This is a genomic window from Streptomyces sp. NPDC101132, assembly GCF_044759225.1.
Classification (GTDB): domain Bacteria; phylum Actinomycetota; class Actinomycetes; order Streptomycetales; family Streptomycetaceae; genus Streptomyces.
In genome coordinates this window covers 110,463-126,071 of sequence record NZ_JBIVYX010000015.1, presented here as the reverse complement: position 1 = coordinate 126,071, position 15,609 = coordinate 110,463, and the positions used below count along the sequence as shown (strand labels likewise).

General features: G+C 73.4%; 12 protein-coding genes. 2 read left to right on the top strand and 10 right to left on the bottom strand.

Translation table 11 applies throughout. From position 1 onward, the window contains the following. Positions 1-138: 138 nt before the first annotated feature. From ACIQUR_RS29265 to ACIQUR_RS29225, 9 genes are all read right to left on the bottom strand, one after another. Entirely contained in the window at positions 139-1,890 is a 1,752-nt protein-coding gene (locus tag ACIQUR_RS29265; protein ID WP_403670480.1) for an FAD-dependent monooxygenase, read from the bottom strand. Positions 1,891-2,056: 166 nt separating this feature from the next. Further along, the gene (locus ACIQUR_RS29260; RefSeq protein WP_403670477.1) at positions 2,057-2,509 is read right to left on the bottom strand and encodes a pyridoxamine 5'-phosphate oxidase family protein; all 453 of its coding nucleotides are present in this window, start codon (positions 2,507-2,509) and stop codon (positions 2,057-2,059) included. Beyond that, complete coding sequence (locus tag ACIQUR_RS29255) at positions 2,506-3,630, bottom strand: threonine aldolase family protein (protein ID WP_403670474.1); 1,125 nt, start codon at positions 3,628-3,630, stop codon at positions 2,506-2,508. Before ACIQUR_RS29255 ends, ACIQUR_RS29260 begins: the two co-directional genes overlap by 4 nt. A gap of 3 nt (positions 3,631-3,633) precedes the next feature. Next, on the bottom strand, positions 3,634-5,037 hold the full coding sequence (locus ACIQUR_RS29250; protein ID WP_403670472.1) for an aldehyde dehydrogenase family protein: 1,404 nt from the start codon (positions 5,035-5,037) through the stop codon (positions 3,634-3,636). Next, positions 5,034-6,131, bottom strand: coding sequence for a hypothetical protein (locus tag ACIQUR_RS29245; protein ID WP_403670469.1), 1,098 nt, complete (start codon positions 6,129-6,131; stop codon positions 5,034-5,036). Before ACIQUR_RS29245 ends, ACIQUR_RS29250 begins: the two co-directional genes overlap by 4 nt. Beyond that, the gene (locus tag ACIQUR_RS29240; RefSeq protein WP_403670466.1) at positions 6,073-7,917 is read right to left on the bottom strand and encodes an asparagine synthetase B family protein; all 1,845 of its coding nucleotides are present in this window, start codon (positions 7,915-7,917) and stop codon (positions 6,073-6,075) included. Before ACIQUR_RS29240 ends, ACIQUR_RS29245 begins: the two co-directional genes overlap by 59 nt. Beyond that, positions 7,905-8,909 carry an alpha/beta hydrolase-fold protein gene (locus ACIQUR_RS29235; protein ID WP_403670464.1) on the bottom strand — a complete coding sequence of 335 codons (1,005 nt, stop codon included), beginning with the start codon at positions 8,907-8,909 and terminating at the stop codon, positions 7,905-7,907. The genes ACIQUR_RS29240 and ACIQUR_RS29235 overlap by 13 nt, the downstream gene beginning before the upstream one ends. Next, positions 8,906-10,315, bottom strand: a complete 1,410-nt coding sequence (locus ACIQUR_RS29230; RefSeq protein ID WP_403670461.1) for an MBL fold metallo-hydrolase — start codon at positions 10,313-10,315, stop codon at positions 8,906-8,908. Before ACIQUR_RS29230 ends, ACIQUR_RS29235 begins: the two co-directional genes overlap by 4 nt. Continuing rightward, the gene (locus ACIQUR_RS29225; RefSeq protein ID WP_403670459.1) at positions 10,315-11,682 is read right to left on the bottom strand and encodes a formylglycine-generating enzyme family protein; all 1,368 of its coding nucleotides are present in this window, start codon (positions 11,680-11,682) and stop codon (positions 10,315-10,317) included. The genes ACIQUR_RS29230 and ACIQUR_RS29225 overlap by 1 nt, the downstream gene beginning before the upstream one ends. 343 nt (positions 11,683-12,025) lie before the next feature. Between ACIQUR_RS29225 and ACIQUR_RS29220 the strand changes: the two genes are divergently transcribed. After that, positions 12,026-12,823, top strand: a complete 798-nt coding sequence (locus ACIQUR_RS29220) for a phytanoyl-CoA dioxygenase family protein (RefSeq protein ID WP_403670456.1) — start codon at positions 12,026-12,028, stop codon at positions 12,821-12,823. A gap of 41 nt (positions 12,824-12,864) precedes the next feature. Here the strand turns inward: ACIQUR_RS29220 and ACIQUR_RS29215 are convergent, their stop codons facing one another. Next, entirely contained in the window at positions 12,865-14,139 is a 1,275-nt protein-coding gene (locus ACIQUR_RS29215; protein WP_403670453.1) for an ATP-grasp domain-containing protein, read from the bottom strand. 125 nt (positions 14,140-14,264) lie between these two features. Between ACIQUR_RS29215 and ACIQUR_RS29210 the strand changes: the two genes are divergently transcribed. Beyond that, positions 14,265-15,521: an MFS transporter gene (locus ACIQUR_RS29210; protein WP_403670451.1), complete on the top strand. Its 1,257-nt coding sequence runs from the start codon at positions 14,265-14,267 to the stop codon at positions 15,519-15,521. Positions 15,522-15,609 lie beyond the last annotated feature (88 nt).

The following is a 15,609-nucleotide window of genomic DNA, read 5'->3' as shown; positions in this document are numbered from 1 at the left end:
GGGTGGTGGGGGGGGCGCGCGCGTGGGCGGGTGGCTGCGGCGCCGCCGAGGGGCCGGCCCCCCGCCCCCCCCCGGGGGGCGGGGGGGGGGGGGGGGGGGGGGGGGGCGCCGCGCCCCCCCCCCGCACCCCCGGCCGGATCAGCGGTCCAGGATGGTGGCGAAGACGTCCGTCAGCGCCTGCTCCGCGTCCTCCGCGGCGCCGGTGCTGCGCCACGCCACGTGCTGGTCGGGACGGATCAGCAGCGCGCCGGCGCCGGAGATCTGCCGGACGGCCTCCCACCCGCCGTCCACGTCGGCGTACTCGCCGCCCTCGCCGATGCGGACCGCGTTGACCGGGACGGAGAACTTCTCCGCCACGCGCGCGGCCGCCTCGGTCCAGGCGGACCCCTCCGGGCCGGTGATGAGCGTGAAGCCGGTCCGGCCCGTGAGGTCGAGGGTGGACAGGCGCTCGCCGTCCTTGGTGATCCAGGCGTGCGGCAGCCGGTGGCCGGGGCGCGACGTCGGGACGTGCTCGTCGCGCATGGGCGGACGGGCCGGGCGCTCGGTGCCGTCGGGGATGACCGCGCCCTGCTCGTAGGCGAAGCCGATCTCCATGTCGAAGGACTGGCAGCCGCCGCGGTGGGTGTGGAACACCTCGAGGGCCCGCGCGCGGACGGTGTCGCCGAGCGGGGACGGGTCGAAGTACGCCGCCAGACGCTGGCCGCGGCGCCCCGCGGGGATGTTGTGGCCGCCGCCTATGGCGTCGATGACGACCTGGTGGTGCTGGGCGGCGGAGACCGCCCAGTCGACGTTCTCGCGGCCGATGGGACGGCGCTCGGCCTCGTAGGTGTCGATCAGGCTGTCGGGCGCGCTGCCGTTCAGCACCGCGGCCAGCTTCCAGGCGATGTTGTGCGCGTCCTGGATGCCGGTGTTGAGGCCGAGGCCCACGGCGGGCGGCTGCTTGTGCGCGGCGTCGCCGGCGATCAGCACCCGGCCGACGCGGTACTTGTCGGCGAGGATCGCGTTCACGATCCAGTCCGTGACCTTGTGCACGGTCACTTCCAGGTCCGGCACCTTCAGCACTTCGCGGATGCGGTCGACGACCGTCTCGTTGTTCCAGCGGCCGGCCGGGCCGGGGGCCATGTGCAGGCCCCACTGCTCACAGGCCTTGCCCCAGCTCGGGCCCATCTCGATGAGGTTGACCGACAGGTCGGGGTCCTCCGGGCTGAGGTAGTGCGTGATGAGCGTGCCCTCCTCCCACCACGGCGACAGGTCCGCGGAGAAGTACACGGTCGTGGTGTTGACGTCGCTGGGCGGGCCCTGCATCTGGATGCCGACCTTGGAGCCGACGAAGCGGCCGCCGTCGGCGCCGAGGAGGTACTTCGCCTTGACCGTGATGGTCTCGCCGGTTTCGAGGTTGCGCACCTCGGCGGCCACGTGGTCGCCCTCGTCGGAGAAGTCGATCACCTCGTGGCTGAAGAGGATCCGCCCCGGGTTCCGCTGCTCCGCGTGACGGCGCAGGATCGGCTCCAGCCACATCTGCGGCAGCTTCGAGGGCAGCTCCGGGCCGGCCGCCGCGTACTTCTCCGTCAGCTCGCCGCCACCGAAGGCGTCCATCTCGTGGATCTGGCGGGCGTCCAGCGGGCCGTCACCGGCGAACGTGGTCGCCCAGCGCACCTTGCCGAACTTGTCCAGCGGAGCCGCCTCGGCGAGGACGTCGTCGCGGATCCCGTGCTGGCGGAAGATCTCCATCGTCCGCTGGTTGAGGTAGTGCGCCTTCGGCACCCTCGACGTGTCCGCGTGCCGCTCCACCAGCAGGTGCTCGACGCCCTGGTCGGAGAAGAAGACGGAGGCGGACAGGCCACACCCGCCGCCGCCCACGATCAGGACCGGAACCTCGATAGACGTCATGTTCGCCCTTCCAGAATTCAGATGGCTTCTCCCGCACAGCCTGACAACGTCGTCCGTAACCCTGGTCAAGGACGACTGGACTCCGAAACGCCGCCGGCCGGTCACAGGGGTGACCGGCCGGCGGCGTGCCTCGGGGGAAGGGGTCCCCCGGTGTCCCTCGGGGTGCTCAGCCGAGCCAGACGCCGTCGCTCATCAGCGTGCGTCCGGACAGCTCGTTGGCCTCCCGCCAGGCCTGGATGCGCCGGGGCCTTATGCGGAAGTACTGGTAGGGCTGGGTCAGTTCGCGCGGGTCGAAACCGGTCTTGGCCGCGAAGGCGTCGGCCGTGGCGCCCAGTTCCGCCACGTCCACCGGCTCCGCGGTGCCCTCGACGATCACCACGTCGCGCGTCGGGCCGAGGGCGACGCGCACCCGGCCGTCCGCCAGCAGGTTGCGGCCGGTGACGGAGGAGCGGGGCGTCGAGACGAGGAACGCGGTCCCGTCCCAGAGGAAGGAGAGGGGGATGAGGTAGGGACCCCCCGGGTCACCCGCCGAGGAGACCCAGAGATCGACGTCGTTCTCCAGCCTCTTGCGAGTGTCCTCCAGGCGTTCTTCCAGCCCACGCGGTGGCACAGCCGTCATGCTTCCTCCGTCCAAGTCGTGGCGAGTCCCCGGGCGGCGGGGGCTCCTTCGCTCTTCGTACGGGCCACCGGTGCGGTGGCCGCGACGGCCGCCAGTGCATCGACGGCCGCACGTACACCGATCATGTCGTGTGCCCGGTGCACAGCGAAGCGCACGAAGCCGTTGGGCAGGGGCAGGACGCGCACCCCGTGTCCGGCGAGGCGGCGGGCGCATTCCTCCGGGGTCAGCCCGGCGACGCGGGCCATGACCATGTTGGTCGGCCGCGGCGGGCGCAGGAGGCCGACGCCGGGCACCGTCGCGAAGCCGGCGGCGAGCGCGGCGGCCGTGGCGTGGTCGGCCGCCAGCTCGGGCAGCCGGTCCAGGGCGACGAGGGCGGGGGCCGCGATGACGCCCGACTGGTGCATGGAGCCGCCCAGCGCGGACCGTACGTCGCGGGCGCGGGCGACGTACGCGTGCGTCCCGCAGAGCAGCCCGCCGACCGGGGCGCCCAGTCCCTTGGAGACGGAGAAGGCGATGCTGTCCGCGGGCTCCGCCAGCTCCGCGGGACGGACCCCGAGGGCCACGGCCGCGTTGGCGAGCCGGGCGCCGTCCAGGTGGACGTGGGCGCCGTACCCGTGGGCCAGGCCGGCCAGGGCGCGGGTGGCGGCGGCGTCGAGGGCGTTGCCGGAGCTCATCATGCTGGTGTTCTCGAGGCAGACCACGGCGGGCCGGCCGCGCCCGGCGGCGAGGACGGCGTCCACGGCGTCGAGATCGGGCAGGCCGTCGGGCCGCTGGGGCACCGGCAGCAGCTCGATCCCGGCGAACTGGCGCAGTCCGTCGGCTTCGAGGAAGGCCATGTGGGTGTCCTCGCCGACGACCAGCAGCGGCGCGCCGCGGGGTCCGTGGGAACCGGCCGCGGCGAGCGCGGCGAGCAGGTTCGACATGGTGCCGGTGGGCGTGAGCAGGGCGTCCTCGGTGCCGAGCAGGTCGGCGACCCGTGCTTCGAGGAGGGCGACGGTGGGGTCGTCCCCGTACACGTCGTCCCCGACCTCGGCCGCGGTCATCGCCGCGCGCATCCGCGCGTCGGGCACGGTGCGGGTGTCGCTGCGGAAGTCGAGCCGGGGGTCGGCGGGCTGCGTCACGGCCTACCCCCGTGCCCGGTGGGCGACCCAGACGGCGCGGGGCCTGGTGTAGCCCTCCACCGCGTGGATGCCCAGCTCGCGGCCGTATCCCGACTGGCCGAGGCCCGAGACGCTGACCGTCTCCTCGGTGTCGCCCCAGGTGTTGACCCAGACCATGCCGGCGCGCAGGGCCCGGCCGAAGGACTCGGCCCGGTGGGCGTCCGAGGTCCACACGGACGCCGACAGGCCGTACGCCGTGTCGTGGGCGAGGGCCAGGGCCTCGGCGTCGGTGTCGAACGCCGCCACGGACAGCACGGGGGCGAAGATCTCCTCGCGCCAGGCGCGGCTGTCGGCCGGCGTGCCGTCCAGGACGACCGGGTTGACGAAGAAGCCGCCGCCGAGTTCGTGGCGGATCCCGGACCGGCCGGGCGGCACGATGACCTTCGCCCCCCGGAGCTCGGCCTCGTCGACGATCTCGGCCGCGCGCCGGACGGCCGCCCGGCTGATCAGCGGGCCGAGGTCGGTGGCGGGGTCCTCGGGCAGGCCGACCCGGAGCCCGGCCGCCAGTTCGGCCACGCGGGCGGTGAACTCGGCGTGCACGGCCCGGTCGACGACGAGGCGCGTCCCGGCCACGCACATCTGGCCGGTGTTGCCGGTGAAGCCGGTGACGACGGCGCGGGCGGCCGCGTCGAGGTCGGCGTCGCGGAAGACGACGACGGGGCTCTTGCCGCCGAGCTCCAGCGAGGCGGGCTTGAGGCCGTCGGCGCAGCGGCGCGCGACATCGCGCCCCGCCGCCGTGGAGCCGGTGAAGGAGACCATGCCGACGTCCGGGTGGTCGCACAGCAGCCGGCCGGTGTCGGCCCCGCCGTAGACGGCGGTGAGCACGCCTCCGGGGAGCACCTCGGCGGCGCGCTCGACGAGCCGGCGGGTCGACAGCGGGGTCTCGGGGGCCGGCTTGACGACGACGGTGTTGCCGTACGCGAGCGCGGCGGCGATCTTCCAGACGGCCAGCAGGAGCGGGTAGTTGTTCGGGGCGATGGCCGCGCACACGCCGACCGGCACGCGGTCGGTGTAGGTGCGCATGCCGGGGCCGGCCGGGTGGGTCTCGCCCACCGGGTACCGGGCCGCCGCGGCGAACCAGTCGACGGCCTGGGCGGCGAAGTCGACCTCGCCGAGGGCGCGTGCCGTGGGCTTGCCCGCGTTGCGCTGCTCCAGGGCCGCGAGGGTGTCGCGGTCGTCGCGCAGCAGGGCGGCGAGTTCGCGCAGGTGGCCGGAGCGCTGGGCCGGGGAGGTGTCGGCCCAGCCGTCGTGGAACGCCGCGGCCGCCCGGGCCACGGCGTCGCCGACGCCGGGACCGGACGTGTCCGGTACGTGGTCGAAGGCGAGCCCGGTGGCGGGGTCGAGGACCGGGCGTCCCACCGCGGTCATCCCAGGGTCCCCGCGCGGTCGCCGAGGCGGAGTGCGGCGTCGAGTCCGGTGACCAGGTCCACGAAGGCGTCCCGGCCCAGGCCGGTGCCCGAGCTGCCGAGCAGCCTGAGCTCGTAGCCGTCGGGGTGCTGCCACCAGGCGTCGCAGGCTCCGTACCGGGCGTCGGAGTACCCCAGGTGCAGCGGGCGGCCGCCGAGGTCGAGGAGTTCGGCGGTGGCGGGGTGCTTGTCGCGCTCCGGCGGGAAGACCAGGCGTCCGCCGCCGGTGCGCTGCGCGGTCAGGCGCAGTTCGCCGCCGGACGGGGAGGCGTAGACGACGTCGAGCTCGCGGACGGCCGCGCCGTCGCCGAAGGTCGCGGCGCTGTCGGCGTGGTACGCGCCGACGGACAGCGGCACCCCCTGTCCGGTGAGGAAGGCGGGGAGGTCCGCGGCGGCGACCCAGTCGCCCTCGTGCTGCCGGTCGCGCCGGTGGAAGGAGAAGACGCCGGTGGGTACGGACACCATCTCGGCCGGCTGCCGGGCCCAGTAGCTCAGTTCGGCGAACGGGGTGGCCAGCACCCGGGGGACCGCCTCCGGGACGGCCGGGCGCAGGGCGGCGTAGAGCGCGACGAGTTCCTCGTCGGTGAACTCCCCCTCCAGCACCGAGAGCTCGACCGTGGTGCGGGCCATCCGGGCGCTGGCGGCCCGGTGCCCCATGTAGTCGGTGCCGAGCCAGACGACCCGGCCCTCGCCGATCTCGTACGGCCGGGCGTCGCTGCCCCACAGGCAGGGGTGGTCCGCGGCGGGGAACGCCCAGTCGTACAGGAACTGCTTCAGCCGCAGCCGTCGTCCGCCGCCGGAGATCTCGGTGCGGTAGCCGGAGGGGTTGGCGTCGCTCCACGGGCTGCGGCCCTCGGCCTCGACGCGGCCGGGGGGCGCCTCGCGGCGGATGGTGCCGGTGCTGGTGTCGCATCCCGCGGGCAGCTCGGACGGCCGCCAGACCACGAAGTTGCACCCGTCCTGGGCGAGCTCCTCCGTGATCACCGGCGGCAGCGGGTCAAGATCGGCCGCGCTCTCCAGGATGTGCCAGCGCCAGTGGGGGACGGGACTGCTCACCGTGACTCCTCGGGTGGGTTCGGAGCTCCGCGAGGTGGTCGAGCCAGGCGGAGGTTGAGGCAAGGAACATCCATTCGCCGACGCCCAGCTCGGCGCGGAGGCCGGCCGGCAGCCGGGGCAGCCCGAAGGGGGTGCCGAGCCCGTCGGCCAGGTCGGTCAGCTGGCGGACGTAGGCGGGGTCGGTGGGGGTGGGGAAGCCCTGCTTGCGGCGGTTGCGGATCGATTCGGGCAGCAGGTCGGCGAGCGCGGCCTTCAGCAGTCCCTTGTGGGTGCCGGGCTCGTTGGTGTCCTTGAGGTGCTCGGGGCAGCGGAAGGACAGCTCGGCGAGGGTGACGTCCTGGAAGACGGGCCGGTCCTCCAGGGTGAAGGTCGACGAGGTGGCGTCCACCATGTCGTTGACGTAGACAAGGAAGCGCCGCATCAGGTGGTGCCTGCCGCGTTTGAGCGGCGACGCCGTCTTGAGGGCCCGGTACTCGGCCATGGTGCGCTCCCACACCATGTCGGTCACCGTCGTCATGTCGACGTCGAGTTCGTGGGCCATCCACTCGACGAGCCGGGCCCAGACGGGGCGTTCGTCGGCGTGGAGGCGGTGCGTCAGGTAGTGGCGCCCGTGGATGAAGGTGGGCGCGTAGGGGTCGACGACGGGGAAGTAGCGGCCGGCCTGGTAGCCCCACAGCTCGTCGGCTCCGTGCCCCGAGTAGACGACGACGTTCCCGTCGGCGGCGATGGACCGGTAGAGGTGGTGCATCGCCAGTTCGGCGCCGTGCAGCAGCGGGCGGTGCAGCCGGGTGGGCAGGACCGGGAGGAGCTCGGCGGCGGCGTGCCGGTCGAGGTCGAGGACGGTCAGCGGTACGCCGAGGTGCTCGGCGGCCTCGGTGGCGTGCGCGACGTCGTCGCCCGAACCGCCGATGCCGTCCTGGTAGCGCAGTACGTAGCTGTCGACCGGCAGCCCCAGACGGGTCAGGCCGGCGACGACGGCCGTGCTGTCGACGCCGCCGCTGAGCACCGCCGCCCGGGGGACGTCGGACACCGACCGCTGCTCGATCGCGCGGTCGAAGGCGGCCCGGATCTCCTCGGCCTCGATCGGGCGGTCCACCGCCACGGGGTGCCAGTAGCGGTGCCTGGTCGTGTGGGGCCGGTCGATGACGAGGTACTCGGCGGGCGGCAGGGTCTCGATGCCGCGCAGCCAGGTGCGGTCGTCCGCGGCGTCCATCCGGATCCAGGAGCGCAGCAGGTACTCCTCGCGGTCCACCTCGGGGGTGACGAGGCCGGTGGCGAGCAGCACCCCCTGCTCGGAGGCGAACAGCAGGCCGCCGTCGGTGAAGGCGTAGAACAGCGGCTTCACGCCGAAGTGGTCGCGGGCCAGTACGACGCGTCCGGTCCAGGTGTCGTGCCAGGCGAGCGCGAACATGCCGTCCAGCGGCCGGAGCGCGGCGGCGGGGTCGGCGGGCTCGCGGCAGACCTGCTGGAGGACGAACTCGGTGTCACAGGTGGTGCGGCGGGGCCACAGCGGCGGCGCGGGCGAGCGGGAGCCGTAGACCTCGCCGTTGTGCACCAGTACGGTCCGGCCGTCGGGGGAGGTCATCGGCTGGTCGCCGGCGTGGCTGCGGTCGCGGATGGCGAGCCGTGTCGCGCAGAGCATGACGGTGCCGCAGGGCGAGACGTACGGGGCGCAGGCCGCCTCGCCGCGGTGCGCCATGGCGTCGGTCATGGTCCTGCCGAGCGCGTCCAGCCAGGCGGGATCGCGCCGTCCTTCGAAGCTGATGAAGCCCGCTATGCCGCACATGCGTCACCCTCCGGTTCCCCCCACACCTTCCAGAGCTCCGCCAGAGCCTCGGTGTAGACGTGCTCGATGCCCTGGTGGCCGCCCTCGTGCTCGCGGTAGAGGTGGGGGACCCGGTGGGCGTCGAGGGCCGCGTGGAGGGCTCGGGCGCCCCAGTGCATGCCGTACTCGTCGCGCTGGCCGACGCTGAGGTGCAGCAGGCCGAGGCGGGTGAGCCGGCCGGCGTACGCGGGGAGCATCCGGACCGGGTCGTGGGTGAGCCAGCGCTGCCACACCTCGTCGCGGAAGACGCCGGTCACGGGGTCGCACGGCAGCGCGTCCGACGCGGTGGTCCGGGGGTCGTCGGCGTAGCACATGCCCATGGCGATGATGCTCATCGCGACCATGAAGGGGACGTCGTGCGGGCCGGTGTCGCGGCGGGCCAGCAGGGCCTCGACGCCGCCGGCGGCCCGGACGGTGTCGAGCGTACGGGGCAGCAGCGGCAGGTAGCTGTGCTCGAACCCGGCGTCGGGCGAGCAGGCGATCACCGACCCGAACAGGTCGGAGGTCATGCCGGCGACGAGCGCGCCGTAGCCGCCGCTGGACTTGCCGCCGATGGTGCGCCAGGCCGGTTCCGCGCGGGTGGCGAAGCGCGCGTCGATCTCGGCGACGACCTCGGCCAGGTAGCCGGCGTACGCGCCGGATGCCGCGGAGTCGATGTACTGCGAGCCGCCGTAGGCGGTCGTGCAGTCGGGCACGACGAGCAGCGCGGGCGGCACGCGGCCGTCCGTCATCGCCTCGCGGAGGCGGTCGGCGACGGACGCGCCGAAGGCGAGGGCCTTGCCGGCGAGGCTGGGGTTGGCGCCGTACCCGGGCAGCCAGTACACGACCGGGAACCGCCGGACGCCGTCGTAGCCGGGCGGCAGGTGCACCTCGATGCGGCGCCGGTGGGGGTCGCCGAGGGGGTTGCCGCGCAGGCTGGTGCTCTCGTGCTCCAGCACGACCTGGCTGCTCATGCCTGGCTCGCCTCCCGCAGGGCGCGCTCCACGTGGCGCGTGTAGAAGGACGGGTGGTGGAAGACCGCGGAGAGCAGCAGGCCGTCGCTGGCCCACAGGCTGTAGGAGCTGCCGAGCAGGAGGTCGGCGCCGAGCATGGCCTCCAGGGTGCTCGCGGCCATCTCGGTCCAGCCCTCGGCGCCGGTGACGTGGCCGCGGGCGGTGCCGGGGCCGAGCCGTACCACCCGGTCGGCGACCGGGTCGAGGAGGAACGCGGTCTCGGTGCCGTCGTCCTCGTACAGCGAGACGACGTGCCGTCCGGCGCCGTCGTCCAGGGCGCGGTACCAGTAGTCGGTCGCGACGAGCCGGTCGAGCAGCTCGCGGAGCATGTCCTCGCTGCTGCGGGTCTGGACGCCGTACCGGTCGAGGGAGGCGTCGAAGGGCGGCACCTGCGTGTCCGGGTCGAGGGTGATCGCGGAGTAGACCTCGTCGAAGTCGTACGCGTCGGGCGCGACCGGCCCGTCGACCAGGGCGGCCTTGCCGTGCGCCACCTCCAGCACCTGGCCGGGGCCCCACAGCAGGCCGTCGCGGCCCAGCTCGTCCAGGCGGCGCAGGGCCTGGGCGGGGGTGAAGGGGAACATCGTCTTGTTGCACCAGGAGTAGTCGCGCTCGCCGTCGCCGCTGATGCGCCAGCCGAACGAGGAGGGCACGGTCACGGTTGCGGGGATCGAGGCGATGTACCGGTCGAAGTTCGCGACGGCGCGGGCGCGGATCGCGTCGGCGTCGGTCAGCGGGCGGCGTTCGGTGAGGACGCCGGGCGGCGAGATGCTGTGCGCGGGGACGAACACGGCGTCGACCCGCGGGGCGTCGTCGCGCGCGAAGGCCTCGACGGTGTCGTCGTGCAGGAGCGCGTCGCCGCACAGCATGACGGCGGCGTCGGCGGTCTGCACCAGCACGCTCATCTCGGGGAACGACACGGCGGAGGGGAAGGTCCGCAGGACGGTTCCGCCCGGGGTGGTGAGCGTGTCGCCGGGGGTGACCGGACGCAGGCGCTCGAAGCCGAAGCGGCGCAGGGTCCAGGAGATCGCCTGGTGTCCGAGTCCGGAGGCGGTCAGCACGGGCGGGACCGGTCCGGCGGGGTAGACGCAGGTGACCTCGGAGCTCTGCCGCGGGCTGTCGTCGAAGTCGACGTCGGCGCCGTCGACCAGGCGGAGCAGGGAGGGGAAGTGGTGGTGGTCGTAGTGGTGGTGGCTGAGGACCACGTAGTCGACGCCTTCGTCGAGCACCGCACGGACCAGGTCATCGGGCAGCGGGGGGTGGTGTTCCCAGAAGCGGTCCAGGCGCTGGGTGAGCCACGGGTCGAAGAGGATCCGCTCCGTCCCCGTCTCGATGAGGACGGCCGCGTGGCCGAGCGAGGTCAGTCGCATCAGAGGTTCCCCTCGTACACGCAGCGGAAGCCGACCTCCATGTGGCGGTCGGTGATCAGGTCCTTGCCGCGGTAGAACGTGGTCAGGCAGGCGGGCGGGGAGGTGAAGGTGCCGCCGCGCAGCACGTGGAAGGCTTCCTTGCGGTTCATGAAGTCCAGCGGGTGGCGTCCCCGGAAGAAGGGGTCCATGTCCTCGCCGGTGTAGAAGTTGGTCCGGGTCAGCTCCCAGACGTTGCCCGACATCTGCAGGACGCCGTACGGGCTGGCGCCCGCCGGGAGCGCGTCGGCCGCCAGGACCGGGTCGGCGGGGTTCTCGCCCTGCTCGATGGTGACGAGGAGCGCTTCGAGGGAGTCGAGGTCGGCCACGGCCTGGCCGAACGACCGCTCCACGTAGTTCACCCGCTCGGGGTCCCAGTCGTTGCCCCAGGGGAAGCGGCGTCCGTCCACACCGCGGGCGGCCTTCTCCCACTGGACCTCGCTGGGCAGCGCGCCGCCGGCCCACTTGGCGAAGGCGTACGCGTCGTACCAGTCGATGCCGACGACCGGCAGTTCGGGCGCGTTGAAGCGGGGGTCGTGCCAGTGCGCGGGGCGGTGGGATCCGCCGAGCGGCTGGTCGGGGTGGTCGAACTCGCCGGAGTCGCCCACCTCTTCGAGGAACTCGCGGTAGCGGGCGTTGGTCACGGTGGTGCGGTCGATGAGGAAGGCGGGCACGTCCACGGCGCGGAGCGTGGTGTCGTCCTGCGCCATGCGGAACGCGTCGGGCTGCTCGTCCGCGCCGATGATCGCCGGTCCGGCCGGCACGAGGACGACGTCCTCGTTGCGCCGGGGGCGGGTGCGGACGGCGTCGACCCGGGCCCGCATGTCCGTGAAGTACTCGTCCTCCAGGCGGCGGAGTTCGGCGGGGTCGCGGGTGCCGAAGATGGCGATCAGGGCGCGCTTGGTGAGCGCGGCTCCGCAGCCGACGGGCTTGCGTGCCCAGTCGGGGCGGGTGAAGTTGCTGGGCCAGCCCGAGATGCGGATGAGGTCGGGGACGGCGGCGGCGATCCGGTGTTCCGTGATGACCTTGAGGGCGGTGAAGGCGACCCAGTCGACCGTGTCGTGCGTCGCGGAGGCGACGGCGGTGTCGGCGGCGGCGTCGCCCGCGTGGTGTGCGGCCAGCAGCCGCACCGCGCCCGCGCGTACCGGCCACTCGGGGTGGGCGACCACGAGGCTCGCCAGCAGCGGGATGCCGTCGGCGGAGCGTCCCTTCTCCTCGGCCAGGTCGATGACGCGCTGCACGGAGGCCCAGTACCGGGCGTCGGTGGACTCGTCGATCGCCAGCAGGTCGGCGGGAACCTCGATGACTTCGGAAACCTGATTACCTACCATCTTTACCTCTCTCGGACGGCGAGCCGCCCGCACGGAATTATCCGTACGGGCGGCTCATTCGCGGCTCAGCGTGTTACCACTTGGAGCACTCCTGCTTGGCGTCACGGGTCTCGATGAAGTCACGGTCGCTCATTTTCATCTCCCTTCTGCATTCGGGGACTCCCGGGTTCTCGGGATTCCCGAGTCCGCGTTTGTGCGGCCGGTCGGCCTCACGACTCAAGTAACGCAGGCCGCGGAGTGGGCCGCAACGGTGAACCAGGAAAAGAGCATTCCTCGATAACCTCCGAGTAGGTTGATCACGATCCTGGCGTTCAAGAAGGACGTTCGGAGAAGGAGGAAAAGAATGGTTGACACCGCTTCCCGGGAGATACGGGAGTACGGGTTCACGCAGCTCCCGGGGCTCGCGTCCGGCGACGCGCTCGCCCGGCTGCGGCGCGCGGTCGGCCGGATCGAGGAGCTCGCCGCGGACCGCACGGCCTCCGGCGGGGAGTTCGTCCTGGAGGCGCCCGGCGTCGGCGGGTGGGCGGCCTGGCAGCAGGGCACCGGTGCCCTCAAGGGGGTGCTCAGGTCGGCCGACCGGATCCACGAGCACGTCCCGGAGTTCGGCGACGTGGAGCGCTCGCTGGGGCTGGCCGGCGGGCCGGTCGCGCGGGGCGTGGGCGCCCCGGGCGAGCTGGTCAACTCGTTCCTGTGGGCCAAGCCGCCCGTCGTGGGCTCGGCCAAGCCCTGGCACCAGGACATCGCCTTCGCGCCGCCCGCGTTCGACGCGGAGGAGCACGGCATCGTGACGGTCTGGATCGCGCTGGAGCCGGCGACCACGCGCAACGGCTGCCTCGAGTTCATCCCCGGGTCCCACGTGCTCGGGCTGTTCCCGCACAGCGGGGACCGTGAGCGGCAGGCGGGCGAGGCGCGGCTGGCGAAGGCGGTCGAGCCGCACATCGCGGACGCGCACCTGCCGCGTACGGCCGAACCGGTCGCCGTGCCCCTCGACCCCGGTTCGGCCGTGATGTTCGACGGCCTGGTGGTGCACCGCTCGGCGCCCAACACCACGGCGTCGGAGCCGCGTACCGCCGTGAGCTTCGTCTACAAGGTGCCGCGGACCCCGTGGTCGCGGCTGGAGCCGGCCGCGGTTGCGGCGTGACGTTCGACCGCGGCGGTTCCTCAGTCGAACGTTGAGCTCCGTCAGGCCGCCCCGCGGTCGAGGACGTAGAACCCGGTGCCGTCGAGGTGGCGGATCGTGTTCAGGTCGCGCTGCACGACCTCTTCGAGGTCGTGCAGCAGCGTCACGATGACGGGGTAGGTGAGGTCGTCGACCGTCCGGCGGATCTCCTGACCGGGCTTCGTGAGGGTGATCAGGGTGTGGAAGCCCTCCAGCAGCTCGATCTCCTCGATGCCCCGGTACTCGCTGAGCACGCCCGCCACCGGCGAGACCATGCCGACGATCCCGCAGAACTTCCGCACCTCGTACGGGGTTCCGGCGCGGGCGTGGAACCGCTCGGGGCGCAGGTACGCGTCCACGGTCCACTCCAGCTGGGACTCGCCGATGCCGAGGCTGGCGCCGGCCGGGATGCCGCCGCCGGCTATCCGGGCGCCGACCTCGACCAGGCAGGGCCCGGCGGGGGTCATCCGGATCTCCACGTGGGCGGGGCCGTGCCGGATGCCGAGGGCGTCCAGGACCTGGAAGGCGTACTCCCTGAGGGAGTCCACGACCCGCTCCCCCGAGTCGATCAGCAGCAGGGCGTCGCAGAGGTCGACGACGCCGTTGGCGCTGACGCGGGTGGTCCGCCAGACGTCGCACAGGTGGTGGCGGCCGTCGCGGCTGACGGTGTTCACCATGTACTCGGTGCCCGCGAGGTACTCCTGGGCCACGGCCCCGTTGTTCGGCTGGGAGAAGACGTCGTCGGCGGGGGCGAGGGCGTGGAACGCGGCGACGGACTCCTCGGGGGTGTCGCAGAAGGAGACGCCCTGGCTGCCGGCGCTCCGCGGCGGCTTGAGGACGACGCGGCCGCCGAGCTCGCGGTGCCAGGCGGCGAGCTCGTCCGCGTCGGTGGCCCGCAGCTGGCGGGCGGCGCGGAGGCCGGCGGCGCGCACGGTCTCGACCATGAGGTGCTTGTCGCGCCGCGCGGCGCTGAGTTCGGTGCCGTTGCCGGGCAGGCCGAGGCGCTGCGCGAGCAGGTCCGCGAGCTCCACGCCGAGCTCGCCGCCCGAGATGACCGCGATCGGCGAGAAGGCCGCGACGGCTTCGGCGGTGGCCTCCAGGTCGCCCTCGTGGACGATGTCGGCGATGAAGTCGTCCGCGACGTACGGCGCCGCACGGTATACGTACGGGACTTCACGCGTGCTCTGCACGCGGACGATGGAACAGCCCTGTTCCAGGAATTTCAGAACCAGCGAACGGACCGCGGCGTAGGCGTCGACCATCACGATGCACGGGTTGCTCTGATTGTCTGCTGTCATGAGTTCAACATAGACACGGCCACCGCTCGCCGAAATCTGTTCAGCTCTGCCATCCTCCGAGCCTGGAGGATGAGCCGATGACATCTTATTTGGCGAGGATTCGCTCGCCGCATTTCACGCCCGCATTGCTGTTCGTCAATACCTGCGGCAATTTCCTGGTCCTCGTGGCCCTGTCCACGCACGTGGGCTCGACGACCGGGTCGGGACTGCTCGCCGGAGCGGTGCTCAGCGCGCCGTGGCTCCCCGCGCTGCTGCTGGCCGCCCCGCTCAACCGGCTGCTGACCAGGCGTCCGCCGGAAGGCCTCGTCCGGATCGCCGAGGCGGCGAGCCTGGCGGTGACCGTGGCCGCGCTGGTCGCGCCGGGCGGGGCGCTGCTCGCGGTGGCCGCTTCCCTCGTGGTCGCCCGCGGGTTCTTCGAGGCGGTCACCCGCTCGGCCACGTCGGTCGTACTGCGCAACATAGTCCCGTCGGAACGGCTTGACCAGGCCAACACCGTCGCCGAGATCTGCAAGCTGACCGGTGTCAGCGTCGGGGCGGCGCTGGCCGGGCCGCTCTCGTCGGTCCTGTCGCTCCGGGGCCTGATCGCCGTGAACGCCGCGACGCTGGCGGTCTCGGCGCTCCTCGCCTGGGCCCTGCCGTCGGCCCCCGGGGGAGCCGCGGCCGGTGCGAAGGGCGGCGCGGAATCCGGTACGGGCGCACGGCTGCGCGTCCAGGACCCCGTCCTGCGCAGGCTCTTCGCGCGGTTCCTCCTGGTGGCGTTCTGGCAGGGGTTCCACACGGTGGCCGTCACCGTGATCCCCCTCCACGTGCTGGGCGGCGGAACCCGCCTGGTGGGCATCTTCGTCGCGGTGTCGGCGGTCGCCGTCTTCGCCGGCTCGCTCGCCGCCCTGCCGGCCCAGCGGTACCTGGCCGACGTGCCCTCGACCACGTGGGTGCTGCTGCCGCTGGTGCCGCTGCTCGCGGCGGTGGCGGTCGGCCGGACGGTGCCGACGATCGTGCTGTACGCGCTGTTCCTGGTGCTCTTCGAGGTGGCGTTCGTCCACTACAACAACAAGCTGCTGGCCTCGGCGTCCGACGAGGAGCTGCCGTCGGTGGTGACGCTGCGGGCGACGCTGCTGCCCTCGGGCGTGGCCGTCTCCATCCTCGTCATGGGCGCGCTGTCCGACCTCGCGGGCCCGCTGGCCGCGGCCTTCGTGGTCGCCGGCATCACGGTCCTGGTGACCGCCGCGACGGCGGACACGCGGCGGCCCCGGCGGGCGAAGGCGGCCGGGGAGACCGCGCAGGCGGAGCCGGCCGGGGAGACCGCGCAGGCGGAGCCGGCCGGGCAGGAGGCGCGGGCCGGGCAGGCCGACGCCCCCCGGCCCGTCTCCGCGACGCGCTGAGGACGTGCCGCGGGGGCCCCCCCCGGGGCCCGGGGGGGGCCCCCGCGGCGGGGGGTGAGGGGGGGGGGGGGGCCCCGGGCCCGGGCCC

What these genes read in the sequence shown, in the direction of transcription:
- ACIQUR_RS29250 (WP_403670472.1), bottom strand. Translation starts at nt 5,037, where the DNA reads ATGACCGCGGTGGGACGCCCGGTCCTCGACCCCGCCACCGGGCTCGCC.
- ACIQUR_RS29220 (WP_403670456.1), top strand. Translation starts at nt 12,026, where the DNA reads ATGGTTGACACCGCTTCCCGGGAGATACGGGAGTACGGGTTCACGCAG.
- ACIQUR_RS29230 (WP_403670461.1), bottom strand. Translation starts at nt 10,315, where the DNA reads ATGCGACTGACCTCGCTCGGCCACGCGGCCGTCCTCATCGAGACGGGG.
- ACIQUR_RS29240 (WP_403670466.1), bottom strand. Translation starts at nt 7,917, where the DNA reads ATGTGCGGCATAGCGGGCTTCATCAGCTTCGAAGGACGGCGCGATCCC.
- ACIQUR_RS29260 (WP_403670477.1), bottom strand. Translation starts at nt 2,509, where the DNA reads ATGACGGCTGTGCCACCGCGTGGGCTGGAAGAACGCCTGGAGGACACT.
- ACIQUR_RS29265 (WP_403670480.1), bottom strand. Translation starts at nt 1,890, where the DNA reads ATGACGTCTATCGAGGTTCCGGTCCTGATCGTGGGCGGCGGCGGGTGT.
- ACIQUR_RS29235 (WP_403670464.1), bottom strand. Translation starts at nt 8,909, where the DNA reads ATGAGCAGCCAGGTCGTGCTGGAGCACGAGAGCACCAGCCTGCGCGGC.
- ACIQUR_RS29215 (WP_403670453.1), bottom strand. Translation starts at nt 14,139, where the DNA reads ATGACAGCAGACAATCAGAGCAACCCGTGCATCGTGATGGTCGACGCC.
- ACIQUR_RS29225 (WP_403670459.1), bottom strand. Translation starts at nt 11,682, where the DNA reads ATGGTAGGTAATCAGGTTTCCGAAGTCATCGAGGTTCCCGCCGACCTG.